This is a genomic window from Pseudomonas sp. 01L34, assembly GCF_056400265.1.
Map to the genome: position 1 here is coordinate 569,051 of NZ_JBFTSX010000004.1, position 24,235 is coordinate 593,285.

General features: G+C 59.9%; 19 protein-coding genes and 4 tRNA genes. 8 read left to right on the forward strand and 15 right to left on the reverse strand.

The genetic code is table 11. The features are described 5' to 3' along the window. Nucleotides 1-192 precede the first annotated feature (192 nt). Complete coding sequence (locus AC1DQM_RS14600; RefSeq protein WP_018925162.1) at nucleotides 193-906, reverse strand: FKBP-type peptidyl-prolyl cis-trans isomerase; 714 nt, start codon at nucleotides 904-906, stop codon at nucleotides 193-195. Between the two features lie 269 nt (nucleotides 907-1,175). On the opposite strand from AC1DQM_RS14600, the gene AC1DQM_RS14605 reads away from it, so the two are divergent. Both AC1DQM_RS14605 and AC1DQM_RS14610 read left to right on the forward strand, forming a co-directional pair. Beyond that, on the forward strand, nucleotides 1,176-3,008 hold the full coding sequence (locus AC1DQM_RS14605) for a di-heme-cytochrome C peroxidase (protein ID WP_018925161.1): 1,833 nt from the start codon (nucleotides 1,176-1,178) through the stop codon (nucleotides 3,006-3,008). A 3-nt stretch (nucleotides 3,009-3,011) separates the two neighbouring features. Then, entirely contained in the window at nucleotides 3,012-4,148 is a 1,137-nt protein-coding gene (locus AC1DQM_RS14610) for a catalase family protein (protein ID WP_477746404.1), read from the forward strand. Between the two features lie 143 nt (nucleotides 4,149-4,291). Here the strand turns inward: AC1DQM_RS14610 and AC1DQM_RS14615 are convergent. The 4 genes from AC1DQM_RS14615 to AC1DQM_RS14630 form a co-directional block, all read right to left on the reverse strand. Further along, nucleotides 4,292-4,368 (reverse strand) — tRNA-Asp (locus AC1DQM_RS14615). A gap of 19 nt (nucleotides 4,369-4,387) precedes the next feature. After that, a tRNA-Val gene (locus tag AC1DQM_RS14620) sits at nucleotides 4,388-4,463 on the reverse strand. A gap of 198 nt (nucleotides 4,464-4,661) precedes the next feature. Beyond that, nucleotides 4,662-4,738, reverse strand: a tRNA-Asp gene (locus AC1DQM_RS14625). Between the two features lie 19 nt (nucleotides 4,739-4,757). Continuing rightward, nucleotides 4,758-4,833, reverse strand: a tRNA-Val gene (locus tag AC1DQM_RS14630). Between the two features lie 159 nt (nucleotides 4,834-4,992). Here AC1DQM_RS14630 and rdgC point away from each other — a divergent pair. The 3 genes from rdgC to sugE all read left to right on the forward strand — a co-directional run bounded on the left by rdgC (nucleotide 4,993) and on the right by sugE (nucleotide 7,490). Then, nucleotides 4,993-5,913, forward strand: a complete 921-nt coding sequence (rdgC, locus tag AC1DQM_RS14635; RefSeq protein ID WP_007936132.1) for a recombination-associated protein RdgC — start codon at nucleotides 4,993-4,995, stop codon at nucleotides 5,911-5,913. A 177-nt stretch (nucleotides 5,914-6,090) separates the two neighbouring features. Beyond that, nucleotides 6,091-7,056, forward strand: coding sequence for a bile acid:sodium symporter family protein (locus AC1DQM_RS14640; RefSeq protein WP_018925159.1), 966 nt, complete (start codon nucleotides 6,091-6,093; stop codon nucleotides 7,054-7,056). Nucleotides 7,057-7,175: 119 nt separating this feature from the next. Further along, on the forward strand, nucleotides 7,176-7,490 hold the full coding sequence (gene sugE, locus AC1DQM_RS14645; RefSeq protein WP_018925158.1) for a quaternary ammonium compound efflux SMR transporter SugE: 315 nt from the start codon (nucleotides 7,176-7,178) through the stop codon (nucleotides 7,488-7,490). Nucleotides 7,491-7,615: 125 nt separating this feature from the next. Here the strand turns inward: sugE and AC1DQM_RS14650 are convergent, their stop codons facing one another. The 4 genes from AC1DQM_RS14650 to AC1DQM_RS14665 all read right to left on the reverse strand — a co-directional run bounded on the left by AC1DQM_RS14650 (nucleotide 7,616) and on the right by AC1DQM_RS14665 (nucleotide 12,398). Continuing rightward, complete coding sequence (locus AC1DQM_RS14650; protein ID WP_477746405.1) at nucleotides 7,616-9,490, reverse strand: MFS transporter; 1,875 nt, start codon at nucleotides 9,488-9,490, stop codon at nucleotides 7,616-7,618. 102 nt (nucleotides 9,491-9,592) lie between these two features. Next, nucleotides 9,593-10,744 (reverse strand): TDT family transporter, encoded by a 1,152-nt coding sequence (locus tag AC1DQM_RS14655; RefSeq protein ID WP_477746406.1) that lies wholly within the window; start codon nucleotides 10,742-10,744, stop codon nucleotides 9,593-9,595. Between the two features lie 106 nt (nucleotides 10,745-10,850). Continuing rightward, nucleotides 10,851-11,162 (reverse strand): cupin domain-containing protein, encoded by a 312-nt coding sequence (locus tag AC1DQM_RS14660; protein WP_007936125.1) that lies wholly within the window; start codon nucleotides 11,160-11,162, stop codon nucleotides 10,851-10,853. Between the two features lie 42 nt (nucleotides 11,163-11,204). Further along, a complete protein-coding gene (locus tag AC1DQM_RS14665; protein WP_477746407.1) occupies nucleotides 11,205-12,398 on the reverse strand; it encodes an MFS transporter in 1,194 nt (397 codons plus the stop codon). A gap of 91 nt (nucleotides 12,399-12,489) precedes the next feature. Here AC1DQM_RS14665 and AC1DQM_RS14670 point away from each other — a divergent pair, with 91 nt between their 5' ends. Both AC1DQM_RS14670 and AC1DQM_RS14675 read left to right on the forward strand, forming a co-directional pair. Continuing rightward, nucleotides 12,490-13,029, forward strand: a complete 540-nt coding sequence (locus AC1DQM_RS14670) for a TetR/AcrR family transcriptional regulator (RefSeq protein WP_064619319.1) — start codon at nucleotides 12,490-12,492, stop codon at nucleotides 13,027-13,029. Between the two features lie 159 nt (nucleotides 13,030-13,188). Beyond that, nucleotides 13,189-16,659: a hybrid sensor histidine kinase/response regulator gene (locus AC1DQM_RS14675; protein ID WP_477746408.1), complete on the forward strand. Its 3,471-nt coding sequence runs from the start codon at nucleotides 13,189-13,191 to the stop codon at nucleotides 16,657-16,659. A 176-nt stretch (nucleotides 16,660-16,835) separates the two neighbouring features. On the opposite strand, the gene AC1DQM_RS14680 is transcribed toward AC1DQM_RS14675, so the two are convergent. Both AC1DQM_RS14680 and AC1DQM_RS14685 read right to left on the reverse strand, forming a co-directional pair. Beyond that, nucleotides 16,836-18,200: a DNA recombination protein RmuC gene (locus tag AC1DQM_RS14680; RefSeq protein WP_477746462.1), complete on the reverse strand. Its 1,365-nt coding sequence runs from the start codon at nucleotides 18,198-18,200 to the stop codon at nucleotides 16,836-16,838. 175 nt (nucleotides 18,201-18,375) lie between these two features. Next, the gene (locus AC1DQM_RS14685; protein WP_082920890.1) at nucleotides 18,376-18,699 is read right to left on the reverse strand and encodes an SEL1-like repeat protein; all 324 of its coding nucleotides are present in this window, start codon (nucleotides 18,697-18,699) and stop codon (nucleotides 18,376-18,378) included. Nucleotides 18,700-19,691: 992 nt separating this feature from the next. Here AC1DQM_RS14685 and AC1DQM_RS14690 point away from each other — a divergent pair. Then, a complete protein-coding gene (locus AC1DQM_RS14690; RefSeq protein ID WP_007898912.1) occupies nucleotides 19,692-19,916 on the forward strand; it encodes a hypothetical protein in 225 nt (74 codons plus the stop codon). A 405-nt stretch (nucleotides 19,917-20,321) separates the two neighbouring features. Here the strand turns inward: AC1DQM_RS14690 and AC1DQM_RS14695 are convergent, their stop codons facing one another. Genes AC1DQM_RS14695 through AC1DQM_RS14710 form a run of 4 tightly spaced genes read right to left on the reverse strand, consistent with a single transcriptional unit; the run spans nucleotide 20,322 to nucleotide 24,185 of the window. Next, nucleotides 20,322-20,957 (reverse strand): LysE family translocator, encoded by a 636-nt coding sequence (locus tag AC1DQM_RS14695; protein WP_477746409.1) that lies wholly within the window; start codon nucleotides 20,955-20,957, stop codon nucleotides 20,322-20,324. Next, entirely contained in the window at nucleotides 20,954-21,739 is a 786-nt protein-coding gene (locus AC1DQM_RS14700; RefSeq protein WP_018925149.1) for an SDR family oxidoreductase, read from the reverse strand. The genes AC1DQM_RS14695 and AC1DQM_RS14700 overlap by 4 nt, the downstream gene beginning before the upstream one ends. Next, on the reverse strand, nucleotides 21,736-22,932 hold the full coding sequence (locus tag AC1DQM_RS14705; RefSeq protein WP_477746410.1) for an ATP-grasp domain-containing protein: 1,197 nt from the start codon (nucleotides 22,930-22,932) through the stop codon (nucleotides 21,736-21,738). The genes AC1DQM_RS14700 and AC1DQM_RS14705 overlap by 4 nt, the downstream gene beginning before the upstream one ends. Continuing rightward, a complete protein-coding gene (locus AC1DQM_RS14710; protein ID WP_018925147.1) occupies nucleotides 22,929-24,185 on the reverse strand; it encodes an ATP-grasp domain-containing protein in 1,257 nt (418 codons plus the stop codon). Before AC1DQM_RS14710 ends, AC1DQM_RS14705 begins: the two co-directional genes overlap by 4 nt. Nucleotides 24,186-24,235: the final 50 nt, after the last annotated feature.

Sequence of the window (24,235 nt, forward strand, 5' to 3'; positions counted from 1 at the left end):
ATCGGGCGTTTTTTACTCACATAAAAAAACCCAAGATTTCATTGACTTGGCGCACCGGTACGTCTAGCTCGGGCACTCTCACTGGCTATGACTGCAGCGTACCGCATCCGTTCGCTTTGTTTACCTTCACCAAACCCCAGATGCAACAACGCCCCGCATAAGCGAGGCGTTGTTTTTTCGAGCAGACGCGGATTACTTGGCGTCGTCTTGTTTGGCTGGATCCTTGATGCCCAGCAGCTCCAGGTCGAATACCAGCACCGAGTTGGCTGGAATCGCCGGGCTAGGGCTTTGGGCGCCGTAAGCCAGGTCGCTAGGGATGTACAGTTTGTACTTCTCGCCAACGTGCATCAGTTGCAGGCCTTCGACCCAACCCGGAATCACACCGCTGACCGGCAGATCGATCGGGCTGCCGCGCTCGACGGAGCTGTCGAAAACGGTGCCGTTGGTCAGTTTACCGGTGTAGTGAACAGTCACTACGTCGGTCGGCTTAGGCTGTGCGCCATCGGCCTTCTTGACCACTTCGTATTGCAGGCCGGAAGCCGTGGTGACGACACCGGCTTTCTTGCCATTCTCTTCGAGGAATTTCTTGCCGGCGGCTGCCGACTCTTCGCTCATCTTGGCCAAACGCTCTTCGGCACGCTTCTGCAGCGCTGCGAAGGCTTCAACCAGTTCCTCATCCTTCAGTTTCTGTTCTTTCTTGCCGACGGCATCTTCGATGCCTTGGGCTACGGCTTTGGAGTCCAGATCATCCATGCCTTCCTGAGCCAGACTTTTGCCCATGTTCAGGCCAATGCCGTAGGAAGCTTTTTGCGCCGGGGTTTTCAGCTCTACGCTGGTCTGCGAATCACAACCCGCAAGTACCAGGCCAACCAGGGCCACCGCCGCCGCCAACCGATGCTGTTTCATGCTATTTCCTTGTTCATGCGCCTAAAGGGCAATCGAGTAAAGCCGCGAGCTTATCAGGCGGCCACGACCAATGGCTACCGGCATGAGAGCAGGAAACTTCCGATAAGTTCAGGTGTTTAAACGCATTTCGGGATTAGAACGATGAAGCTTCTGTCATCTGGCTCTCACAGCCCCCGATGCCGGTTCCCACAGCCCTTGGCGTAATGGCCTCTTGCCGCACTTCATCAGCTGAGGCATAAGAGAGCTACAAATTGACAAGGATGTTTATCGTGCGCCTCATAATCCGCTTGCTGATTCTGATCGCAGTACTACTGGGGCTGGGCCTCGCCGTGGTGCTGTACTACGTCGCCAACCCGAAATTACCGGCCTGGTCACCGGCGCAACAGGTGCATTACCTGGAGCAATGGAGCGCCGCAGACCGCCAGGCCTACTACTTCACGCCTCAAGGCACCCAAGTCAAAGGCTTGCGCTATGACTGGTTCAACGCCCTCGAACTGCCGTTCTCGCAAAAACGATTCGCCGCCCCCGAATACCTCGCACGCTTTGGTTTTCTGATCGATCCGAGCCAGAAAGCCACGCCAGACAACCCTGGCAACCTGCCTGTCGGTTTCGCCCGTCATCAGAATCCGGGCAGCCAGGAAGAGTTTCTGGACATCACCTGTTCCGCCTGCCACACCGGCGAATTGCGTTTCAACGGCCAGGCCGTGCGCATCGACGGTGGCTCGGCCCAGCATGTGTTGCCATCCAGCGTCCCGACCCTGCGCGGCGGCAGTTTCGGCCAGGCACTGGTGGCCAGCCTCGCCTCGACTTACTACAACCCGTGGAAATTCGAACGTTTCGCGCGCAATGTCCTGGGCCAGGACTATGACGCCCGGCATCAACAGCTACGCCAGGACTTCAAAAGCTCACTCGATACCTTCTTGAAAGTGGCCTGGAACGACACCCATCGCGGGCTCTACCCCACCGAAGAAGGCCCCGGCCGTACCGACGCCTTCGGGCGCATTGCCAACGCCAGCTTCGGCGACGCCATTTCGCCGGCCAACTACCGCGTGGCCAACGCGCCGGTGGACTACCCGCAACTGTGGGACATGTGGACCTTCGACTGGGTGCAGTGGAACGGTTCGGCGCAGCAACCGATGGCCCGTAACATCGGCGAGGCCCTGGGTGTCGGCGCCACGCTGAATTTCTTCGACGCCAGCGGGCAGCCACTCAAGGGCGACGATCGCTACCCGTCCAGCGTCCGGGTACGCGATCTGCACCGGATCGAACAAACCCTGCAACGACTCAAGCCGCCCGTCTGGCCGGAAGCCTTGCTGGGCTCCATCGACAAACCGTTGGCCGCAAAAGGCCGCGCACTATTCGCTGAAAACTGCGCTGGGTGCCACGTCCCCCGCGTCACCCAAAGCGACGGCAGACCGGTGCACCACCTGAACTTACTGCCCGTGGAGGTGATTGGCACAGACCCCGGCGCCGCCAACAATATTGCCGACCATCGCTTCGATCTGACAGCCCTGCAGTGGGATCCGGCAGAGCTTGCGCAACTGGACGTGCAATTGCATCCAAAACCCACGGAGCCCTTGGATTTGAGCCAGTTGTCAGTGGCCAAGGGGCTGGCCTACGTCACTGCTTTCGTGGGGAACCAGGCCTATCGCGCTGCCAATGTGACACCGGCGGAGCGCCCGAACCTGGACGGTTTCGGCCTGCCTATCGGTGTCCAGGAATTGCGCAGCTATAAGGCCCGGCCGCTGGCGGGCGTCTGGGCCACGCCGCCGTTTCTGCACAACGGTTCGGTGCCGAGCATTTATCAACTGCTCTCGCCCCAGGATGAACGCGCAACAACGTTCTATAAGGGCACCTTCGAATACGATCCCAAACACCTGGGCTATCGCACCGAAGCCTTTACCAACGGTTTTGTGTTCGACACGCGTATTACCGGCAATCACAACAGCGGCCACGAATTCCGCGACGGCGAGCGCGGTAATGGCGTGATCGGTCGCCTGCTGCAACCGCAGGAGCGCTGGGCACTGCTGGAATACCTGAAAGTGTTGGGCGGCCCGCTGGAGTCGCAATTGCCAGACCACCTCATCAGTCAAAAGGATTGACCCATGCTGATCACGCTCTGGCTACGTCTGGGTGCCTTCCTTGGTAAAACCCTGCTTTGGTTGTTGGGTTTGGGGGTCCTCGGCTGGGCGCTGACCATGGCATGGCTCGCCTGGCAACATCGCGGCCCGGTATCGGGTGAAGAACTGATTCCGGACGGCGAAGCGGCGATGACCCGGGACATCATCCAGACAGCGGTGCGGATCGTCGATCAACACCGCGAAAGTACTCGTTATCTGCGCGACGCTCACGCCAAGGCCCATGGTTGCGTGAAGGCCGAGGTTCAGGTGCTGCCGGATCTGGCGACGGCGTTGCGCCAAGGCGTGTTCAGCGAACCCGGCAAAACCTGGCAAGCGACGATGCGGCTGTCCAACGGCAATGCCTATCCGCAGTTCGACAGCATCCGCGATGCCCGGGGCATGGCGATCAAGTTGTTCGATGTGCCGGGTAAACAGTTGCTGAGTGATCGACAAGGGCGCAACGAGCAGGATTTCGTGATGTTCAACCATCCGAACTTCTTTGTCAGCGATGTCGCCGAGTATCGTCAGAATGTGGCCGCTCAGGCTGACGGCAAAACGATAATGGCGTTCTTCCCGGCTTGGGATCCGCGCACCTGGCAGGTTCGTCATCTGTTTATTGCGCTGGCGACACTCTCCCCTGCCCCGGCAAGCCCGACCCAGACCACCTACTTTTCGGTTTCGCCGTACAAGTTTGGTGAGGCCAACGTCAAATTCCGGGTAATCCCGGATCCGGAGAGCTGCCCGACCTACACGCTGCCCACGCAAAATCAAAACCTGCCGAACTTCCTGCGCAGTGCGCTGAACCAGCAGCTGTCGACTGATCGGGTGCCGGCCTGCTTCGTGTTACAGGTCCAACGCCAGGATCCGAGCCAATATATGCCGATCGAAGACACCAGCATCGAGTGGCGTGAACAAGACGCGCCTTTCGAAACCGTGGCCAGGATCAAGCTGCCTGCCCAGGATTTCGACACCCCGGCGCTGAACCTGCAATGCGACAACCTGTCGTTCAATCCATGGTTCGGCCTTGAAGCCCATCGGCCGATTGGTGGGATCAACCGGTTGCGCAAAGCGGTGTACGAGGCCGTCAGCGACTATCGACACAGCCGCAACGGCGAACAATAAGTAAGGCAGAAACGAAAAAAGCGACCTGAACAGGTCGCTTTCTTCAGTGAATCCGGCAAAAAGCCAAATCCCAGACAGCAAAAAGCCCGCATTAAGCGGGCTTTCTGTGGTGATCTGGCGTTCAGTGTTCCAGATACCGAATATGGCGCAGCGGACGGGACTCGAACCCGCGACCCCCGGCGTGACAGGCCGGTATTCTAACCGACTGAACTACCGCTGCGCGAAACGCTTGAAACGAATGGTGGGTGATGACGGGATCGAACCGCCGACATTCTGCTTGTAAGGCAGACGCTCTCCCAGCTGAGCTAATCACCCTTCGCTTCGTTACGGGACGCATTATGCCACAAGTTTTCGTAAAGTGTTGATTTAATTGAAGTTTTTTTCAAAAAAATCCGAGAACCGGTGAAACGACACAACCCGATGGAACAAGGTACAAACTTGAGACAGAAAAAAACCCGCCTCAGCGGGTTTTTCCGTGGTGACCTGGCGTTCAGTGGTCCAGGTTACCGAATATGGCGCAGCGGACGGGACTCGAACCCGCGACCCCCGGCGTGACAGGCCGGTATTCTAACCGACTGAACTACCGCTGCGCTAAACACTTGAAACGAATGGTGGGTGATGACGGGATCGAACCGCCGACATTCTGCTTGTAAGGCAGACGCTCTCCCAGCTGAGCTAATCACCCTTCGCTTCGGTGTGGCGCGCATTCTACGGAGCGACCCAACCTCTGGCAAGCACTTTTTTAAATAATTTTCTCAGGCCTTCCAAAGGCTTAGAGAAGGGTTGGCCTATGACCCGGCGAAGACAATAATGCCCCCCTTTGTATAAAGGAGAGACTCACCCCATGTGGTTCAAAAACCTGCTTATCTATCGCCTGACCCAAGATCTGCCTTTTGATGCCGAGGCGTTGGAAACTGCACTGGCCACCAAACTGGCGCGTCCATGTGCAAGCCAGGAGTTGACCACCTACGGTTTCGTCGCGCCCTTCGGCAAAGGCGAAGATGCACCGCTGGTACACGTCAGCGGAGACTTCCTGCTGATCGCCGCCCGTAAAGAAGAACGCATTCTGCCGGGCAGCGTCGTGCGTGACGCAGTGAAGGAAAAGGTCGAAGAGATCGAAGCCGAACAAATGCGCAAGGTCTATAAAAAGGAACGCGATCAGATCAAGGATGAAATCATCCAGGCCTTCCTGCCCCGCGCCTTTATCCGTCGCTCGTCGACCTTCGCCGCCATTGCGCCGAAACAGGGCCTGATCCTGGTGAACTCGGCCAGCCCGAAACGCGCCGAAGACCTGCTGTCCACCCTGCGTGAAGTGATCGGCTCGCTGCCGGTACGTCCGCTGACGGTGAAGATGTCCCCGACCGCGACCATGACCGAGTGGGTTACCACTCAGAAAGCTGCGGATGACTTCTTCGTTCTGGATGAGTGCGAACTGCGCGACACCCACGAAGACGGCGGCATCGTGCGCTGCAAGCGTCAGGACCTGACCAGCGAAGAGATCCAGCTGCACCTGAGCACCGGCAAAGTGGTCACTCAATTGTCGCTGGCCTGGCAGGACAAACTGTCCTTCGTGCTCGACGACAAAATGGTGGTCAAGCGCCTGAAGTTCGAAGACCTGCTGCAAGATCAGGCGGAACAGGACGGTGGCGACGAAGCACTGGGTCAACTGGACGCCAGCTTCACCCTGATGATGCTGACCTTCGGCGACTTCCTGCCGGCACTGGTTGAAGCGTTGGGCGGTGAAGAGACCCCACAGGGTATCTGATTGCCTTAGGGCGCCGGCCTTGATCGGCGGCGCCTGGTAAGAAAAGATCGCAGCCTTCGGCAGCTCCTACAAAGGATCGCATTTCAAATGTAGGAGCTGCCGAAGGCTGCGATCTTTTTGCAGGCAACCCAAGTTCCAAGCCCTACCCGCTTTTAAACACATAACAAGGATCAGGCCATGCGCGCACTCGCTGCATTGAGTCGTTTTGTCGGCAACACCTTCGCTTACTGGGTACTGATTTTCGCCATCGTGGCGTTTCTGCAGCCGGCCTGGTTCATCGGTTTGAAAGGCGCCATTGTGCCGCTGCTGGGGCTGGTGATGTTCGGCATGGGCCTGACCCTCAAGCTCGAAGACTTCGCCGAAGTCGCTCGCCATCCGTGGCGCGTGGCCTTGGGCGTGGTCGCCCATTTCGTGATCATGCCCGGCATGGCGTGGTTGCTCTGCCAGGTATTCCACCTGCCGCCAGAGATCGCCGTCGGGGTGATTCTGGTCGGCTGTTGCCCGAGCGGCACCTCGTCGAACGTGATGACCTGGCTGGCTCGCGGCGACCTGGCGTTGTCGGTGGCCATTGCCGCCGTCACCACCCTCCTCGCGCCATTGCTGACACCGGCGCTGATCTGGCTGCTGGCCTCGGCCTGGTTGCCGGTGTCGTTCATGGAGCTGTTCTGGTCGATCCTGCAAGTCGTGCTGTTGCCGATCGTACTTGGCGTGGTTGCCCAACGCGTGCTCGGTGATCGGGTTCGTCACGCGGTAGAAGTGTTGCCGCTGGTGTCGGTGGTGAGCATCGTGATCATCGTCACGGCCGTGGTGGCTGCCAGTCAGGCGAAGATTGCCGAATCCGGTCTGCTGATCATGGCCGTGGTGATGCTGCACAACAGCTTCGGCTACTTGCTGGGTTACTTCACCGGGCGCCTGTTCAACCTGCCGCTGGCCCAACGCAAATCCCTGGCACTGGAAGTCGGCATGCAGAACTCCGGCCTGGGTGCGGCACTGGCCAGTGCGCACTTCTCGCCACTGGCGGCGGTGCCGAGCGCGCTGTTCAGCGTCTGGCACAACATTTCCGGGGCCCTGCTCTCCACCTATTTCCGTCGCATGAGCGAAAAAGAGGATCGGAAAATCGCTGCTCAGCAAGTGGCTGACTGATCCGAAAACTTGATCCTCGGGTTAATGATGGGCACTCTATCGCGCAACGCGGGGACGACCTCGCGGCTCGATCGAGTGCTTAATCCGGGGACGACCCCATCCATCGATGGAGGTCTTCCATGTCCTGGATCATTCTGTTTTTCGCCGGCCTGTTCGAAGTCGGCTGGGCCGTTGGCCTGAAATACACCGACGGCTTCAGCCGCCCTCTTCCCACCGCATTGACCGTTGCCGCCATGGCCATCAGCCTTGGCCTGCTGGGCCTTGCCATGAAGGAATTGCCGCTGGGCACGGCCTATGCGATCTGGACCGGCGTGGGTGCGGTGGGCACGGTGATCGCCGGGATCATTCTGTTTGGTGAATCCATGGCACTGTTTCGGTTGGCCAGTGTGGCACTGATCATTACCGGGTTGGTTGGGCTCAAGGTCAGCGCTTAGGCCACTGACGTCATCGCGGGCAAGCCCGGCTCCCACAGGGATTGATAGTGTGACCACACTATGTGGCACAACACAAAACCTGTGGGAGCCGGGCTTGCCCGCGATGAGGCCCGCAAAGTCACCGACTACCTGACAGTCCCCCGCAAATCCCCCACCAACACCTGCAACTTCGCCGGCTCCGCCACCTCGACCGCCACCGCCGGCCCCGCCACTAACGTCACCCGCGACCACAACCGACGGAACAAGCCCTTGTTCGGATCGCGGCTGAAGAAACTCCCCCACAACCCCTGCAACGCCAGCGGAATCACCGGCACCGGCGTTTCTTCGAGAATCCGCGTCAGCCCGCCCTTGAACTCGTTGATCTCGCCATCAGCGGTCAACTTGCCTTCAGGGAAAATACACACCAGCTCGCCATCCTTCAGATACTGGGCAATGCGGGTGAAGGCTTTTTCGTAGATTTGAATGTCTTCCTGCCGCCCGGCAATCGGAATCGCCCCGGCCGTGCGGAAGATGAAGTTCAGCACCGGCAGGTTGTAGATTTTGTAATACATCACAAAGCGAATCGGCCGACGCACGGCGCCACCAATCAGCAACGCATCGACGAACGACACATGGTTGCAAACCAGCAGCGCAGGGCCCTCATCGGGAATCAGCTCGAGGTTGCGATGCTCGACGCGGTACATGGAATGGCCGAGCAGCCAGATCATGAAACGCATGCTGAACTCGGGGACAATTTTGAAGATGTACGCGTTGACGCCGATGTTCAGCAGCGACACCACCAGAAACAGCTGCGGGATCGACAGCTTGGCGATGCTCAGCAAGACGATCGACACAATCGCCGACACCACCATGAACAGGGCGTTGAGAATGTTGTTGGCGGCAATCACTCGGGCCCGTTCGTTCTCGACGGTGCGGGACTGGATCAGCGCATACAGCGGCACGATGTAGAAACCGCCGAAGACTCCCAGCCCGAGGATGTCGATCAACACCAGCCAGGTGTGACCGAAGCCAAGGATTTCGATCCAGCCATGGCCGGTAACGCTGTCCGGAATTCCACCGGAATGCCACCACAGCAACAGGCCAAATACGGTCAGGCCGAATGAGCCGAACGGCACCAGACCGATCTCGACTTTGCGCCCGGAGAGTTTCTCGCAAAGCATCGAACCCAGTGCAATACCGACCGAGAACACGGTAAGAATCAGCGTCACCACGGTCTCGTCGCCGTGCATCCATTCCTTGGCATACGCCGGGATTTGCGTCAGATAAATCGCCCCGACAAACCAGAACCATGAGTTGCCGACAATCGAACGCGAGACCGCAGGGGTTTGCCCCAGGCCCAGCTTCAACGTAGCCCAGGACTGGCTGAAGATATTCCAGTTCAGGCGCATTTGCGGCGATGCCGCCGCAGCTCGGGGAATGTTGCGGCTGGCCAGGTAACCGAGCACCGCAATGCCGATGATTGCCGTGGACACCACCGGCGCGTAGTTGCTGGCGGACATCATGATGCCGGCGCCAATCGTCCCGGCGAGAATTGCCAGGAAGGTGCCCATTTCCACCAACCCGTTGCCACCCACCAGCTCTTCTTCGCGCAAGGCCTGCGGCAGAATCGAGTACTTCACCGGCCCGAACAGCGCCGAGTGGGTGCCCATGGCAAACAGCGCCAACAGCATCAGCGACAGGTGATCGAACATGAAACCGACCGCGCCCACCGTCATGATGACGATTTCCCCGATCTTAATCAGACGAATCAGCGCGTCCTTGGCGAACTTCTCCCCGAACTGCCCGGCCAGGGCCGAGAACAGGAAGAACGGCAGGATAAACAGCAACGCACACAGGTTGACCCAGATCGAACGGTCACCCTCGATGGTCAGCTTGTAAAGAATGGCGAGGATCAGCGACTGCTTGAAGATGTTGTCGTTAAAGGCCCCAAGGGACTGCGTGACAAAAAAAGGCAGGAAGCGCCGAGTGCGAAGCAAGGTGAACTGCGAGGGGTGACTCATCTTCCATGTGTCCCTGATTTTTTTGGTAGAGGGTGGCGTGGATACTGTTATTGGAATGTCGAACGTCGATCCAGGCCACACACATTACCTAATCTTTGCCGGTTATTTCTTTAATCCTGCGATGCACGGTGAGACAAACAGTTCGCCCTTCCACGCGCCCTGCACCGTGCGTTTGGCGACAATCAGCCACATCGCCGCCAGCATGGCCACCAACACGCAACCAAAGACACTGAAAAACGTCAGGTTCAAGGTGCTGGCCAGTTTCAGCGTAGTCAGGGAATAGACACCCAGCGGGAACGTGAAACCCCACCAGCCGAGATTGAACGGGATACCGGCGCGCAAGTAACGCACGGTGATCAGCAGTGCTATCAGCATCCACCAAAGCCCGAAGCCCCACAGCGTGATCCCGGCCACCAGCCCAAGGCCCTCAGCTATTTCACCGATCCCCGGCAGACCATTGGCGGCAAAGATCGCCGGCGCGTCGGCGCCCAGCAGCAACATGCCCAGCGCACCCGTGCCAATCGGCCCAAGCGCCAGCCAGCTCGAGGCGGCCATGTTTTCGTGGGGCAATTTATGCAACGCCATGCGCAGCAACAGGATGGTCAGAATGCTGAACGCCACCGGCAGGGAAAAAGCCCAAAGCACGTAGCTGGTCACCAGCACCACTAACTGCGAATGAGCATCGGCCAGGTGCGGCGCCAGCAAGCCACCACTGGCAGCCGCCACTTCCGCCGCCACCACCGGCAACAGCCAGACAGCGGTCATCTGGTCGATGCTGTGCTCCTGACGGGTGAACATCATGTAGGGAATCAGTACGCCGCAGGCCAGCGACATCGCCACGTCCAGCCACCACAGCACTTCGGCGACATGAATCACACCGTCGCCCCAACGCGGCAGGCCGAACAGCAGAAAGCCATTGATGATGGTCGCAAGGCCCATGGGAATGGTGCCAAAAAACATCGAAACCGTGGAGTGGCCGAAAATCCGCCGCGCTTCGTCGAAGAACATGACCCAACGCGCGGCATACATGGCCGTGAACAACACAAACAGGCCAATATTTAATAGCCACAAGCCTTCGGCCAACGCATGCAGACCGGGAGTCGACACCGGCAGTTGCGCAAGCGCAAGCGCCAATACACCAGTGCCCATGGTCGCCGCGAACCAGTTCGGGGTGAATTGGCGGATGGCTTCTCTTGGGTGCTGCAGATGACTGAGCGGCTTGATACCGGGTTTAACGCTACGGGTGCAGGTCATGGCGAACTCCTGTCCTCTAATGAGGGAGGAGCTCATGATAGATCCGAATAGAATATCGATATAACGGGCAATATCTCTAACTGTTATCTGTTTTACAGATATAGCATCAGACGCTGCCTTCAGTCTCGATCACCAATATCCTCGCCACGCCCTGCGGATGAGCCACATGTTCGGTGCCCACCGAGGCATAGAAAATATCGCCGACCTCCAGCAGGGTTTCCTTTTCGAGGCCTGCTTCGCGATAACGCATCTGCACCTGACCGTCGAGCACCACGAACACTTCCTGGCCATCGTTGACGTGCCATTTATACGGCTGATCGGTCCAGTGCAAACGGGTGGTGATACCGTTCATGTTGGCGATGTCCAGCGCCGCCCAGGCGCGGTCACCGGTGAAGGATTTGCTGCGGATGATCTTCATGGGTCGGTCCGTCGAAATGAATGGCGGTGCCAAGGCTAACGGTCATCTGACATCGACGCCACAGACTTTGACAGACCGCTCACGAAGCAACCCGATCAGCGCACCGAGCGACAGGATGATCAGTACCGCGCCGTAACCGTCGGTGGTCGCCACCAGCCCAAAGCTGCGGGTCAGATTACCGGCCAGCAACGACGGCAAGCAGAACGCCAGATAACTGAGCACATAAAACGCCGACATCAACCCGGCCCGCTCATGAGGCAAGGCCAGCGGCACGATGCTGCGCAAGGCGCCAAGGAAACCCGTACCGAATCCGCTGCCCGCCACCAGCGTGCCGAAGAAAAACAATGGCAGGCTGGCGCTGTGGACCGCCAGCAGAATCAGCGCAACGCCTGCGGGCAGCAAGCTCGCGCCCAGCAGCAAGACCTTGTCGGCCGGCCGATTGCGCAAGGTGTAGATCATCGAGGCACCGGTCACCGTCAACACGGCCACCGTCGCACCGCCAATCAGGTTCGACGTGGACCCGGTGGCTGTCCGCACCAGGGACGGCGCCAGGGAGGCGAAAAAGCCGCCGAGCGCCCACACCGCGAGGTCTATCGGCAGCACCCGCCACAACATTCGCCGCGCCTGAATCGGCACATGCAGGGTCGGGCGCAGCGAGGCCCAGGCGCCCGGTTGTCGACTGACGCTTTCCGGCAGGCGCCAGACGTACAGCGCTTGCATCAAAAACAGCGCGAACAACACCCAATAGGTCAATTGCAGCGGCAGGGGCGCAAACTCGGCCAATAATCCGCAGCCCATGGCCCCCAGCGCCATGCCCAGCAATGGCGCGACACTGTTGACCATCGGCCCTTGCTGGCGATCGGTGTCCAGCAACGCCGCACTCAAGACGGCGGTGGCCATTCCCGTCGCAAACCCCTGAAGTACTCGCGCACCGATCAACCAGGCGACGCTGTCGGCGTTGATGAACAGCAACATCGCCAGCATATTCAGCAACACGGCGGTAAAAATCACCGGTTTGCGCCCCAGATAATCCGACAGCGAACCGACCGTGAGCAGCGCCGCCAGCAAGCTGAGGGCGTAGACACCGAAAATCAGGGTCAGGGTCGCGGCTGAGAACTGCAGGTGCTCCTGATAGAGGTGATACAACGGGGTCGGCGCGGTGGAAGCGGCGAGAAAACTGAGTAAGGTGATCGCCAGAAACCACAGGCTGAAACGATTTGTCGCTGGAAGAGACATGAGCACACTCCGCAAAAGCTAATTTTTTGCTTTTGCGGAGTCTGCTACTGGTCAGCGCTTAAAGCAAATTCTTTGTGTTAAGGTCCGCCGCATGGCTATTAAAGAAGGTTTACGCCCTGGTGGCAGAAGTGCCAGGGTTCAAGAGTCGATTCATTCGGCTGTCCGCGCGCTCCTTGAAGAGCAGGATCGGGCGACCCTGACCGTGCCGCAAATCGCTGCCCGGGCCGGGGTGACGCCGTCGACCATTTATCGGCGCTGGGGTGATCTGTCTGCACTGCTGGCCGATGTCGCCCTCGCCCGCATGCGCCCCGACAGTGAGCCGGCCAATACCGGCAGCCTGCGCGGGGACGTGCGGGCCTGGGCGGAGCAATATCTGGACGAAATGAGTTCCGAACCCGGGCGCAACATGATGCGCGACGTGCAATCCAGCGCCACGCCGGGCTATTGCGTGACGATCATTGGCGGGCAGTTGCAGACGATTCTGGATCGCTATCCCGATCAATCACGGCCAAGTGTCGACCGGTTGATCAATATGGTGGTGGCACCGACGGTGTTTCGCATCCTGTTTGCGGCGCAGGCGCTGGAGGTTGAAGAGTTGCATCGGCTGATCGATATTGCGTTGAGTCAGTAACGCCGCGAAGAGACCCGAAAAGACACCAAAGATCCAACTGACTCCCAACCTGCGACACCCCGCCACGCCACGACCTTGGTCGACACTGACTAACTCAGGCGGTCATGCGAGACTGTCTGGATCGGGCGCAGTCCCGGATGTCTTTTGTCTGGAGTTCCCATGTCGCTGTCCACCGGGCTGATCGCCATTGTCGCCCTGGCCTATATGGCCATCCTGTTCGCCATCGCCTTTTACGGCGACCGTCGCAGCACGCCGCTGCCGCCACGGGTGCGTGCCTGGGTGTACAGCCTGTCGCTGGCGGTTTATTGCACCAGCTGGACGTTCTTTGGCGCCGTGGGCCAGGCAGCCGAACAACTCTGGTCCTTCCTGCCGATCTACCTCGGGCCGATCCTGCTGCTGGTGTGCGCGCCGTGGGTCCTGCAAAAAATGGTGATGATCAGCAAGCAGGAGAACATCACCTCCATCGCCGACTTCATCGCCGCTCGTTACGGTAAATCCCAGTCCCTGGCGGTAGTCGTCGCGCTGATCTGCCTGGTCGGCGTGCTGCCCTACATTGCCTTGCAGCTCAAGGGCATCGTGCTGGGTGTAAACCTGTTGATCGGCGCCGGCGCCGACGCCATGGGCACGCGCGCGCAGGACACGGCGCTGATCGTCTCCCTGGTACTGGCGCTGTTCACCATCGTTTTCGGTACCCGCAACCTCGACGCCACGGAACACCACCGCGGCATGGTGCTGGCGATTGCCTTTGAATCGCTGGTCAAGCTGTTCGCTTTTCTCGCGGTGGGCGCGTTCGTGACCTACGGCCTGTACGACGGTTTCGACGACCTGTTCGACCAGGCCATGCTCGCCCCGCGCCTGGAAGAGTACTGGAAGGAAACCATCAACTGGCCGTCCATGGTAGTGCAGACCGGTGTGGCGATGATGGCGATCATCTGCCTGCCCCGGCAGTTCCACGTGACCGTGGTGGAAAACATCGACCCCCAGGATTTACGCCTGGCCAAGTGGGTGTTCCCGACGTATCTGGCGCTGGCCGCGCTTTTTGTGGTGCCGATTGCACTGGCCGGTCAGATGTTGCTACCCAGTTCGGTGCTGCCGGACTCATTCGTTATCAGCCTGCCTCTGGCCCAATCTCACCCTGCCCTGGCAATGCTGGCGTTTATCGGCGGCGCTTCGGCGGCGACCAGCATGGTGATTGTCGCCAGCGTGGCGCTGTCGACCATGCTCTCCAACGACATGTTGCTGCCATGGTTGCTGCGGCGCAACAACGCCGAACGGCCATTCGAAGTGTTCCGCCAGTGGATGCTTTCGGTGCGCCGGGTGAGCATTGTGGTCATTCTGCTGCTGGCCTACGTCAGCTATCGCCTGCTGGGCTCGACCGCGAGCCTGGCGACCATCGGCCAGATTGCCTTCGCCGCTGTGACCCAACTGGCCCCGGCCATGCTCGGCGCGCTGTACTGGAAACAGGCTAACCGCCGTGGCGTGTTCGCCGGTCTGGCCACCGGGACATTCCTCTGGTTCTACACCCTGGTGTTGCCGATTGCAGCCAACAGCCTCGGCTTGCCCTTGAGCGGTTTTCCGGGCCTGGCCTGGCTACAAAGCAATCCGCTGAACCTGCCGATCACGCCGCTGACTCAGGGCGTGGTGTTGTCCCTGGCGGGTAACTTCACCTTGTTCGCCTGGGTCTCGGTGCTGTCACGCACGCGGGTTTCGGAGCACTGGCAGGCCGGTCGTTTCATCGGCCAGGAAATCAGCCCCCGCCCCAGCGCCCGCTCGATGCTGGCGGTACAGATCGACGATTTGCTGCAACTGGCTGCCCGGTTTGTCGGCGAAGAACGGGCCCGTCAGAGCTTCATCCGTTTCGCCTACCGCCAGGGCAAAGGCTTCAACCCGAACCAGAACGCCGACGGCGAATGGATCGCCCATACCGAACGCTTGCTGGCCGGTGTACTCGGCGCCTCTTCGACTCGGGCGGTGGTAAAAGCCGCCATCGAAGGTCGGGAAATGCAACTGGAGGACGTCGTACGGATCGCCGACGAAACCTCGGAAGTGCTGCAATTCAACCGCGCCCTGCTGCAAGGCGCCATCGAGAACATCACCCAGGGCATCAGCGTGATCGACCAGTCGCTGAAACTGGTGGCCTGGAACCGGCGCTACCTGGAGCTGTTCAACTACCCCGACGGTTTGATCAGCGTCGGCCGGCCGATTGCCGACATCATTCGCTACAACGCCGAACGCGGCCTGTGTGGCCCCGGCGAAGCGGAAGTGCATGTCGCCCGTCGCTTGCACTGGATGCGTCAGGGCCGCGCCCATACCTCCGAGCGACTGTTCCCCAACGGCCGAGTGATCGAACTGATCGGCAACCCGATGCCCGGCGGCGGTTTCGTCATGAGTTTCACCGACATTACCGCGTTCCGCGAAGCCGAGCAGGCGCTGACCGAAGCCAATGAAGGCCTTGAGCGGCGGGTCGCCGAACGGACCCACGAACTGTCGCAACTCAACCTTGCCCTGACCGAAGCCAAGGGCACCGCCGAATCGGCCAACCAGTCGAAAACGCGTTTCCTGGCCGCCGTCAGCCATGACTTGATGCAACCGCTGAACGCCGCGCGGCTGTTCTCCGCCGCCCTCTCCCATCAGGAAGAGGGTTTGTCCAGCGAAGCGCAGAAGCTGGTTCATCACCTGGACAGCTCACTGCGTTCGGCCGAAGACCTGATCAGTGATCTGCTGGATATTTCCCGTCTGGAAAGCGGCAAGATCAACCCTGATCGCAGGCCCTTCGTGCTCAATGAGTTGTTTGACACGCTGGGGGCCGAGTTCAAGGCACTGGCTCAGGAACAGGGGCTGAAATTCCGCGTCCGGGGCAGCACGCTACGGGTCGACAGCGACATCAAACTGCTGCGACGGATCTTGCAGAACTTCCTGACCAATGCCTTCCGCTACGCCAGAGGCCCCGTGCTGCTCGGCGTTCGGCGGCGCAACGGCGAGCTGTGCCTGGAGGTCTGGGACCGTGGACCGGGTATTCCGAAAGACAAACAACAGGTGATTTTCGAAGAGTTCAAACGCCTCGACAGCCACCAGACCCGGGCCGAGAAAGGCCTGGGCCTGGGACTGGCGATTGCCGATGGACTGTGCCGCGTGCTCGGTCACACTTTGCGCGTACGCTCCTGGCCGGGGCGCGGCAGTGTATTCAGTGTCAGCGTGCCGTTGGCTCGGGCACAAGCCGCGGTGCCGGCCAAGGTTGCCGAACTCAATGGCCATTTGCTCGGCGGCGCACAGGTGCTGTGCATCGATAACGAGGACAGCATCCTGATCGGCATGAACAGCCTGCTCACGCGCTGGGGTTGCCAGGTCTGGACCGCGCGCAACCGTGATGAATGCGCGACGCTGCTCAACGACGGGATGCGCCCGCAGTTGGCGCTGGTGGATTACCACCTGGACGATGGCGAGACCGGAACCGACTTGATGGCGTGGTTGCGCACGCAATTGGGCGAGCCGGTGCCGGGGGTGGTGATCAGCGCCGATGGACGGCCGGAGACCGTGGCCCAGGTGCATGCAGCGGGCCTGGATTACCTGGCCAAACCGGTGAAGCCGGCGGCGTTACGGGCGTTGTTGAGCCGGCATTTACCGTTGTAGTAGGGCAGGTTTGGTACACACCACGGTGGCGAGGGGGCTTGCCCCCGTTGGGCTGCCAGCAGCCCTGATTTGTGCAGCTTCGGTGTTTCAGGCATACCGCTCTGCCTGCTTTGCGACTGCTTCGCAGCCGAGCGGGGGCAAGCCCCCTCGCCACAGATGCCATCGAAAAAGATGGCTTATTCGGGCAACTCGGCCAAGCCATCGACATCCGTCATGGCCCGCTCCAGCAGGTCCGCCGGCAAGCTCTTGCTGGCCCGCGCGCCAAGCAATTTGAGCTGTTCGCTGCGACTGACCAGGTTGCCGCGGCCTTCTGTCAGCTTATTGCGGGCAGAGCTGTAGGCCTTGTCCAGCTGCTGCAAGCGATTGCCGACCTCATCCAGATCCTGAATGAACAACACGAACTTGTCGTACAGCCACCCGGCGCGCTCGGCGATTTCCCGAGCGTTCTGGCTCTGGCGCTCCTGCTTCCACAGGCTGTCGATGACCCGCAAAGTGGCCAGCAACGTGGTCGGGCTGACGATCACGATGTTGCGGTCGAAGGCCTCCTGAAACAACGTCGGCTCAGCCTGTAACGCCGCGGAAAACGCCGCTTCGATCGGGACGAAAAGCAGGACGAAATCCAGGCTGTGCAGCCCGTCGAGCCGCTTGTAGTCCTTGCCGGCCAGGCCTTTGACATGATTGCGCAGGGACAGCACGTGCTGCTTGATGGCGATCTGGCCGATGCCGTCGTCTTCGGCGGCCACATATTGCTGATAAGCCGTGAGGCTGACCTTGGAATCGACCACGACCTGCTTGTCGCCAGGCAGGTAAATAATCACATCCGGCTGGAATCGCTCACCGTCCGGCCCCTTCAGATTGACCTGGGTCTGGTACTCGCGCCCCTTCTCCAGGCCCGCGTGTTCAAGCACCCGCTCAAGAATAAGTTCACCCCAATTGCCTTGGGTTTTCTGCCCTTTCAAGGCGCGGGTGAGGTTGGTGGCTTCGTCGCTCAGGCGCAGGTTCAGTTGTTGCAGACGCTCCAGTTCCTTGGCCAGGGAAAAGCGCTCGCGGGCTTCGGCCTGATAACTTTCCTCGACGCGCTTTTCGAACGACTGGATGCGTTCCTTCAACGGATCGAGCAATTGCCCCAGACGCTGCTGACTGGTTTCGGCAAAACGCTGTTCGCGCTCGTCGAAGATCTTGCCCGCCAGCTCGGCAAATTGCGCTCGCAGTTCGTCTCGCGAGCCTTGCAGGTCGTTGAGGCGCTGCTGATGGCTTTCCTGCTGCTCACGCAACTCGGCGTTGAGGGAGGCAGCCTGAGCGTCCAGGCGACGCAACTCAGCTTCTTTGCCGGCACGTTCGATGTTCCAGGCGTGGGCTGCGTCGCGGGCATCGTCGCGTTCGATCTGCAGCAATTCGACTTCACGGCGCAGGGCGGCCAGATTGGCTTGTTTGGCGGCGTTGGCCTGGCTCAGGTCAGCGACTTCATCACGGCAGGTGTCGAGCTGGGCGTTCAAGCCATCCTGCGTCAGCTGGGCCATGGCCAGGCGCTCTTCCAGCAATGCCAGTTCGGCCTGCCCCGTACTCGCCCGACGCTGAAGTTGCCAAGCCAGTACCAGCAATGGCAGTGCAGCGCCCGCCAGCCCCAGCAATGCGCTGGTCAAGTCCATCGCCATAGCCACTCCTGCCGATTAGATAAAGCGTGAAGGTTAACCAAGGCGTCAGGTCTTGGACAGCTCAGTCTTCGATCAGGCCGAGTTCCTGCTGGGCGCGTCGGTCCCCTGCGCGCGCAGCCTGGCGCAACAGGTCCTGGCCAATACGGCGATCCCGGGCATTCCCGCATTCGCGGCACATCAATTGGCCGAGGCGGCTTTGCGCGGCCACTACGCCTTCACGGGCAGGTTGCTTGAGTAAACGTCCGGCGAAGTGTTTGACGTTGGGGTTTTCGCCCAGGCGCGGGCTGTCCAGTAGCCACTCGGCCACACGCATCGAAAAGCGCTTGGGTGGGTTAATGCTGGAGGGTGCTGAGGCAGGAGAGACTGGTACTGAGCGAAACTTCATAAAGCACTGTGGGGCAGATCGGAAGGCGCGCCACTCTACTCTTTTTTTCGCACAGGTAAAGTCGAGAAAAGCCTGCACGCCCGTCCTAGAGCAAGCGCTCGGGACAATCCACAGAAGCTGTGGATAACTCAGTGGACAACCGCCCTTGAAGTCGCGCAAAGCCGTGTGGAATGGGGCTCGCAGTCAAACTGACGATTTTTTCACCAGTAAAAAAAAGCGATGTTTTTCATTGACTTAAATTTTCGTTACAGGCACCCACCCTCGGTGAAGCGAGGATGACAGTGGGATGACAGTCCGCGCAACTAATGTGCACAAGTACCTGCGAGGCGGTTATATCGGTGCGCTTTTTCGGCGCGTTTTTACGGTGACGCCTGGGGATAAACCCGGCAACCCGCGCCGCAGATTGATCCTGGCTCGATCGCCCTCTCGGATCAACGGCCGTTTTTTGGGCAATTGCGGGGCACGTGTCGGCCGATGACATTTTCCGACAGCACTTGCGGATGTGGTCGGCCGGCACTTCAGTGTTTTTTTGCGAGCAGGCTTCCCTTCGGCCATTCAATCCGTTAGTATCCGCGGCGTTAGTACCAAGCTGAAAGTCAATTCTGGTCGAACAAATCCCCCCGGTCAGCCTTCCCTGAGAGAAGCCTTCACCGACAAAGCGGGATCGACCACCTCGATGGTTTCCAGGTAAATCTTGCGTCAACACAGCCTTTGAATCGAAAGCAAAGGGTGTTGCGAAGTTCACTTACTCTGACCGAACCAACCTGCAAATTGATCAGGATCTTCACCCCGGGCCCAGAACCTTTGCCCCTGATGTGTTGCCTGCCCTCCTAAGTACCTACCTGCCAGCCCAAGCGCGCCAACTTATCAGCGCTTCAAACTGGCTGCTTTGTTCCAGTCGGGTTCTTCGTTCGACCAATGGTGGTCGTCGTCACTGGAACGTTTTAATTTTGCACGGTTCTTATCCGTGTCGCTTGTAGGAACACCCGATTATGTCTACTCAAATCCACACTCAGGATGCCATTCGCACCCTAACCAACGCTTTTGCTCCAATGAACTGCCTGATCATGGCCGCTCGCAAAGGCTGCTTCAGCTTCACTCTGGTCAACGAACACGGCATCGCTCGTCACAGCGAACGCCTGTACCCCGATCAATACTCCAGCGCCGAACCGCTGCAGGCTGTGATCGAGCGTACTCGCCAGGCACTGGTTGCCTGAGACGCCAGAAAGGCTGAAAACCTCAAAAGCCCTGCTGAAAAGCGTAATGCTGCTCACTTAAGCGGAGCAGCCTTACGGTCCACTGGAAACCGGGGCTTTGATATTTTCACCGTCCCTGGCCTTGAAGGCCTTGGACGGTGATTCAGAAACACCCCTCCGATACCGGTTCTTAACCCTGCCAATCATCCGCCTGTACCTGAAATCGGGTTGTCCGCGGCCATCACGATCAGTTGCACGACAATGTCCCCGCACAACCGCCGGATCTACGCACAAGATTACGCCCATGCCGGGCGCACCATAAAAATCCGATGCCAGAGGTCTGGCATCGGATTTTCGAGGAAGTCCGGCTGAGGCTCAAATACTCAAGTGAACAGCATTACGGTCAGGCGAAACACTCGCTCCCTATCAGGTGAGCGGTTTGCGCAGCAGGATATCGACCGCGAAGACGCCCAGGACAGTCCCGGACACCCAGCGTTGGGTGCGCATGGCAGAAGGTCGCTTGGCCAGGAATCCACTGACCCGGGAGGCGGCGAGAACGATCATGCCGTTCACGGTGACGGCAATGGTGATCTGTACCAGCCCCATCTGGATGAATTGCTGGAAGGTAGATCCTGCGGAAGGGTCGATGAACTGCGGGATCAGCGCGGAATACATCAGCGCAATCTTCGGATTCAGCAGGTTCGTCACAAGCCCCATGGTGAACAGCCGTCTCCGCGAGTGAGGTGGCAGCTCCCGCGCCTCGAAGGGGGAACTCCCCCTGGGCTTCAGCATGTTCCAGGCCAGATAGCCCAGATAAAATGCGCCTGCGACCCTGACGACATCGTAGGCGACTGGCACTGCCTTGAACAAAGCGGCCAGTCCCAGTCCCGCCGCCAACAAGTAGCACACGAAGCCTAGCGCCACACCCGCCAGCGAAATCATCCCGGCCAGCCGCCCCTGGGAAATCGCCCGCGAGGTCAGGTAGACCATGTTGGGCCCCGGTGTCAGCACCATGCCCAAGGAGATGATGGCCACACCGGCCAGGCTTTCCAGCGCCATCATTGGCGTGCTCCATCGTTCAAAGGGGATGTGTCGGCCCGCTGCGGCTCGAACCAGCCGAGGCTGCCGCGGAACAGCGCATGCTGAGCACGCTGTGCCACTGGCCGAACCACGATTTCATCGACATTAACATGTGCAGGCTGATCGGCAACCCAAGCCACAACCTGGGCGACATCGTCCGCGCTCAAAGGCCGGTCGACATCCTTGTAGAGGGCACTGACCCGTTCGGCGTCACCGCGAAAACGATTCAAGGAAAACTCTGGCGTATGCACCATGCCGGGGAGCACTTCGGTGATGCGCACCGGTATACCCTTCATCTCCAGTCGCAAGGAATGGGTCAGTGCGCGCTGGGCACTCTTGGCCGCGCAATAGCCGCCTCCCCCCTCATATCCGGCTAGCGCAGCCGTTGAGGTGATATTGATGATGCACCCTTGGGACGCGATGAGCCGAGGCAATAGCAGTTGGGTCATCCGCAAAGTCCCAAGGACGTTACTGTTGAACATGTTCGTCCAGTCCTCGGCACTGGCCGCGTCTACCCCATCCAGGCCAATCGCCCCGCCCGCACAGTTCACCAGAAGATCGCACTCGAAAACCTGCACCAAGTCCTCCTCTCGCGCCTGTGTCACATCCAGCACAATGGCGCGTCCGCCGGTTTCGCCGGCAATCTGCTCGAGCCGATCCCCCCTGCGCGCCACAAGGAATACCCGCCAACCACGACTGGCCAAGGTACGAGCGCATGCCTCGCCAATGCCACTGCTTGCACCGGTAACAACTGCTGTTTTCAAGATTGAGCTCCCCATGCTTCGGATAACTGTTCGAAGATCTTCCCCACGTCACGTACCAGCGCGGGACGATCGAAGCTGCGCAGCCGAAGGCGCGTGCCAGCGCCCTCATAAACACCGCTGGCGAAGCGATCCAGGTTCTGCGGCTGAGCCCAGTACAGGGTACCCAAGCCTTCACGCGGCGAGCTGTTGCGGCGGGCAATAACCCATGCCCCCCGCTCGCGGTGCAATGGCCTGCCCTCCTTGCTAAGGCTGCGCGCAAGGTCCCGGTAGCGGGTAGACGCCCCGGTCTGGATTTCCCAAGCGATCCCCAGCAGGTCGATGTCCCTCACCTCTCGCCAGAGGAACGGGATTTCGGCGCCACCGACCCGGGCACCGATTTCCAGGAACAGCAATTTGTCATCCAGGTCGAACAGTTCGAGGTGGAAGACGATTTCTCGCTCAGGCGCGAAGACTGCTAGCAGTTGTTCGACGCGCCCCGCAATCCGCCGTTCGTTGTCGCCCTCCTCGAGTTCGATACTGCCCAGCGGGCTATCCGGACCGAAATCGGCACAGCTGTTCACATAACGCGACGCCGTGACTACCACAATCCGTTGCCCATCCCACCAGCCGTCAACGTGCAGGATGGGGGCCGCGCAGCAAGCCTGGACCATCATCGGCTCCGTGGCCTGCCCGATCTGATCAAGATCCCTTGGGCCGCGAAGAAACTTTACGCCGCGACTCGCCGTGCCGTAGCGCGGCTTGAGCACCAGCGGATAGCCATGTTCAGCGGCCAGTCGCTCCACCGCTTCGCGGGAATCGGCAGGCGACGCAGGCAGCACGCCGATCGACGATTGCCGGCCTGCGACCTCCAGCATGGTGAGCTTGTCGCGGAACCGCTCGGTCCACGCGACAAGATCTCCCGGTACCTGCCATCGCTCACGGATAGAAGCCGCATTGAGCAGGTCGCCCTCATTGAGGGCAACCACCAGCGCTGGAACCCCATGTTGCTCGACCAGACGCTCGGCCTCAGCCATGACCGCCTCAGCATCGTCCAGTGAGACGAGCACCGAGCTTGACGCCAGGCGCTCGCTCGGCAGGGACGCGCAGGATTCGGGCGTACAGATCGCCCGAATCTGCATTCCTGCCGGCAGTTCGTATCGGTCGTATAGCGCTTGGCTACCGACCCAACGGTGCAAGCAGAGGACATATTTCATTCCGTGGGATCCACGATGAAGTTGACCGCCGCTACCAGTTCGTCACCGATACGCACGGCATCCTCGCGCGAGGTGCCTGTTGCCAGGACATACCCTGAAACGCAGTCGGCAACGGTGTCGAGCGGTGGAATCGTATCGCCCTCATGCTTCTGGATGACTACGGCACGCTCGGCTGCGCCCAGTTCGAACAGGAACGGCAAGAACACCCGTGGAGTCTCGCCTGACTTGGTATGGCGCACATCGACGTCAGGCTTGAGATCGAGCTCGACCTTTCTGACCTTGCCAGGTGTCGGTACGAAGAACTGGATCGCGGCACCCGCTTTCGGCTCGGGCGACACTTGCGGCAGAGTGTCGATACCCAGCGGCACAGTCAGGAACATGCGGTTCAGGTCCAGGCCGAACGCACGCCGCACCAGTTCAGGGGCACCCGAGCCCGCCAGGCGAGCATGGGATTCGAGTACACGAGGCCCCTTGGGGGTCAGCACGAACTCGCTATGGGAGGGCCCCTCTTCCAGTTCTACGGCGTCGAGCAGGCGACAGGTCATTTCCTTCAGCTCGCTCAGCCATTTCCTGGCCTCGGTGCTCGGCGTGCTGACTTCCCACTCAACGTATTTGTCGTTCATGCGGTACTGGGAGTAACCAATGGGAAGGTGGCGCCCCTGGAACGAGAAGGAGTCGACGCTGACGACCGGCCCCTCCAGGTACTCCTCGATGATAATGTGCTTGACGTCGGCATCCTGAAGCGCCTGCCAGGCCTTGGAAGCAGAGGCTGCGTCATCGCAGGGATGGATATGCAGGCTGGCCACGCCTTCGGCGGGTTTGAGAACCGACTTGCCATGCTCTTTGACGAACGCGACGGCATCCTGCGCACTGGTGACATGGCGATAGGCAACCGGGCTCAGGTTGTGCTCGACCAGCAACTCGCGCATGGCCACTTTGTCCTTGAGCAGGCGCGCAGTCTTATAGGAAACCCCGGTGAGACCGAAGTGATCGACCACTTTGCCCGTTGACTCGCCTGCCACTTCGGTAGTGGTCATGATGCGATCGAACGGACGGTCGCGGTGCAGGGGCTCGAGGACCTTGATGATGGCCTCGGCGTCGTCAATCCTGGCATGCACCACCTGTTCGCAATGGGCGAGGATTTCCTGCTCGTAGTCACCCTCCTGATGCACCAGCACTACGTCGATGCCCAGCTCCTTGGCACCGTGAATGGGCGAGGGACGACCACCGACTACTGCGATACGCTTATTCATGCATGAACTCCCTGTCTACTGTGATGTTTGTTGTGTGATGGTTCTTGAAG

Coding starts and splice junctions, on each gene's coding strand:
- AC1DQM_RS14710 (WP_018925147.1), bottom strand. CDS start 24,185: ATGAATAAGCGTATCGCAGTAGTCGGTGGTCGTCCCTCGCCCATTCAC.
- AC1DQM_RS14655 (WP_477746406.1), bottom strand. CDS start 10,744: ATGACCTGCACCCGTAGCGTTAAACCCGGTATCAAGCCGCTCAGTCAT.
- AC1DQM_RS14650 (WP_477746405.1), bottom strand. CDS start 9,490: ATGAGTCACCCCTCGCAGTTCACCTTGCTTCGCACTCGGCGCTTCCTG.
- rdgC (WP_007936132.1), top strand. CDS start 4,993: ATGTGGTTCAAAAACCTGCTTATCTATCGCCTGACCCAAGATCTGCCT.
- sugE (WP_018925158.1), top strand. CDS start 7,176: ATGTCCTGGATCATTCTGTTTTTCGCCGGCCTGTTCGAAGTCGGCTGG.
- AC1DQM_RS14670 (WP_064619319.1), top strand. CDS start 12,490: ATGGCTATTAAAGAAGGTTTACGCCCTGGTGGCAGAAGTGCCAGGGTT.
- AC1DQM_RS14640 (WP_018925159.1), top strand. CDS start 6,091: ATGCGCGCACTCGCTGCATTGAGTCGTTTTGTCGGCAACACCTTCGCT.
- AC1DQM_RS14600 (WP_018925162.1), bottom strand. CDS start 906: ATGAAACAGCATCGGTTGGCGGCGGCGGTGGCCCTGGTTGGCCTGGTA.
- AC1DQM_RS14705 (WP_477746410.1), bottom strand. CDS start 22,932: ATGAAATATGTCCTCTGCTTGCACCGTTGGGTCGGTAGCCAAGCGCTA.
- AC1DQM_RS14685 (WP_082920890.1), bottom strand. CDS start 18,699: ATGAAGTTTCGCTCAGTACCAGTCTCTCCTGCCTCAGCACCCTCCAGC.
- AC1DQM_RS14610 (WP_477746404.1), top strand. CDS start 3,012: ATGCTGATCACGCTCTGGCTACGTCTGGGTGCCTTCCTTGGTAAAACC.
- AC1DQM_RS14675 (WP_477746408.1), top strand. CDS start 13,189: ATGTCGCTGTCCACCGGGCTGATCGCCATTGTCGCCCTGGCCTATATG.
- AC1DQM_RS14660 (WP_007936125.1), bottom strand. CDS start 11,162: ATGAAGATCATCCGCAGCAAATCCTTCACCGGTGACCGCGCCTGGGCG.
- AC1DQM_RS14690 (WP_007898912.1), top strand. CDS start 19,692: ATGTCTACTCAAATCCACACTCAGGATGCCATTCGCACCCTAACCAAC.
- AC1DQM_RS14665 (WP_477746407.1), bottom strand. CDS start 12,398: ATGTCTCTTCCAGCGACAAATCGTTTCAGCCTGTGGTTTCTGGCGATC.
- AC1DQM_RS14695 (WP_477746409.1), bottom strand. CDS start 20,957: ATGATGGCGCTGGAAAGCCTGGCCGGTGTGGCCATCATCTCCTTGGGC.